2 protein-coding genes and 1 pseudogene are annotated in these 2,345 nt (G+C 59.6%); all 3 read right to left on the reverse strand.

Annotated elements, in window-relative coordinates; all coding sequences use genetic code 11:
- Positions 1-486: pseudogene (locus EN750_RS29995) on the reverse strand (hypothetical protein); the annotation flags it as partial.
- Complete coding sequence (locus tag EN750_RS30000) at positions 483-1,487, reverse strand: SDR family NAD(P)-dependent oxidoreductase (RefSeq protein ID WP_127398900.1); 1,005 nt, start codon at positions 1,485-1,487, stop codon at positions 483-485. The pseudogene EN750_RS29995 and the gene EN750_RS30000, both read right to left, overlap by 4 nt.
- Positions 1,488-1,573: 86 nt before the next feature.
- Complete coding sequence (locus tag EN750_RS30005; protein WP_127398901.1) at positions 1,574-2,248, reverse strand: sugar transferase; 675 nt, start codon at positions 2,246-2,248, stop codon at positions 1,574-1,576.
- Between the last annotated feature and the right edge of the window lie 97 nt (positions 2,249-2,345).

The raw sequence follows: 2,345 nt of genomic DNA on the forward strand, positions 1-2,345 counted from the left end.
GAATTTGAGATCCCGATATTTCGCAGCGGCAAAAACTATGTCCTCACGATTGCTGCGGGGCGCCCAGGTCGAGATATTCTGATCATCGACACAAATCATCAGGTCCGCGTTTCGAGGGTGCCATTCGCACTCACCCGGCTTGTTGCGATGGAACAAAGGAACGTAGTTTTTCCCGTCGAGGAAGCACATGCCGTTGCAGCCGTTCATGAGGACGAGGAGGCTCTGATCGGCATTCCACGCTTGCGCGCTCGAGTATCGATGACTGCAATATATTTTGCCGCAGATAATTCCGCCGCCAAGAGCTCCGGGCTTGGTGATCCGAGTGAAGCTGATCCCTGTCGCCGGATCAGTTGCAGGTTTCAGGTAAGCGGGCAGATCCATTGCCGGCTCCGTGCCTGCCGCACCGCTCGGCCGGTTTCCGGCTGTGTGCATCGCCAGCAGAGCGGCCATCAGCAGCACAGCCGGTATGAGCCGCGGAAAGGTCATGTCATATAGCTCATTTCGCGACGGACGCGGCCCTCGCTGAGGCGCGAACGCCACCACTCGATGGTTCTTTCCAGACCGTCACGCAGGCTTGTATGCGCCCGCCATCCGACTTTACTTTCAAGGTTCGAGGAATCGGCGAGCAACGCGCGAACCTCGGAGTTCTGCGGCCGCATCCGGCTTTCGTCGCGACGGACCGGTTTCCTGGTGCCACTCAACTCGAGCACCAACTCCAAAACGTCCGAGACACTGATGGCGCGCTGGCTGCCGGCATTGTAGGCATGGCCAAATTCAAGCTCGGCGGCCCCTGCCGCCACAAATGCCGCCGCAGTGTCTTCCACAAAGGTAAGGTCGCGGATAGGGCTGGTGTCGCCGACCATGATCGCCGGACAGTTCTCGTCCAGAGCCTGCCTTATGATGGTCGGCACGATGGCCCGCTCGCTCTGGCGCGGCCCGTATGTATTGAACGGCCGCAGGATTACCACCGGCACATCGAAGGACCTGGCATAAGACGCCGCCATCATGTCCGCGCCGATCTTGGATGCGGAGTAGGGGGACTGTCCCTGCAACGGGTGGGATTCGTGGATCGGCATGGTCAGAGCGGTGCCATAAACCTCGCTCGTGGACGTATGCACAATGCGCTCGGTTTCCCAGTGGCGTGCCGCTTCAAGGACATTCACGGTACCCAGCACATTGGTTTCCACATAGGATTGGGCAGCCGCATAGGAATAGGGAATCGCAATCAGCGCAGCCAGATGAAACACCACCGCCTGGCCGCGCACGATCCGGTTGATGAACGCGCTGTCACGAACGTCGCCACGAATGCATTGCAACTGGCTTCGAACGTGGTCGGGCAAATCATCCAGCCAGCCATGGCTGTCGAACGAGTTGTAGAGGGCCAGTGCCGTGACATCGGCCCCTTCGCGCACCAGCGCTTCCGTGAGGTGGGATCCGATAAATCCATCCGCACCGGTGACCAGGACTTTCCTGCCGCGATAGCTCACGACCGTGCACTCCTTCGATCGTGTGAGCCGTCAAACTGGCGAACGAACAACAATCCATTCATGCCAACTCTCCTCACTTGCCAACTCTACCCACTTGCCGCGGGAGGCAGGGACACGCCGAAAACCGCCCTAAAGCCCCGCATTATCCAGACGAGGTCCGATGCAATCGTGCGCCGCGGATAGTAGGCGAGGTCGATCGTTGCCTTGGCCGGGAACAGGACCTCTCGATAAAACAGGAGCGGATCAAGGGAGGGCGGGTAAAAACAGGCTTCGTGACGGAAGAGAACCTGGGTCGGGCCGAGCAGGCCAGGCTTCCACTGTAGGACAGCTTCATTGCCGCCGCGGAAACAATCGGCGAAGGCAAGGCTTTCCGGCCGCGGCCCGACAATTGCCATGTCCCCCGTGAAAACGTTCCACAGTTGGGGCAGCTCATCAAGTTTCGTTGCCGCGAGAAAACGGCCTACCTGCGTCATGCGGCTGTCATCGTTCATGGTCAGCGCAAGGCCGAAAGGATCGGCTGTCGTCTTGAATTTGCGGAACTTGTACATGCGAAACGGCTTTGCGCCGGCGCCCAGGCGCGTCTGTGCGAAAAACACCGGCCAACCACCTTCGACAAAGAGTGCAACGGCAATCAGGAGCATCAGTGGAGCGAGTACCATTCCCGCTGCTGCAGCGAGGATGATATCCATCGCGCGTCTGGCAATTCCGTGGCTGGTGCCAGCTACGGCGGGCCGATGCATCGTCACGTCGAGTGCGTTCATGCCGCGGCTCCCGCACGCCCGCTGCTTTCAATCGCGGTGGCTAGTGCAACAACCACCGACTCGATCGCACTTGCCGTAATTTGCGGGTGTAGTGGAA

This window comes from Mesorhizobium sp. M7A.F.Ca.ET.027.03.2.1, from assembly GCF_003999175.1.
In the GTDB taxonomy this organism is placed as follows: domain Bacteria; phylum Pseudomonadota; class Alphaproteobacteria; order Rhizobiales; family Rhizobiaceae; genus Mesorhizobium.

Coding starts and splice junctions, on each gene's coding strand:
- EN750_RS30005 (WP_127398901.1), bottom strand. CDS start 2,248: ATGAACGCACTCGACGTGACGATGCATCGGCCCGCCGTAGCTGGCACC.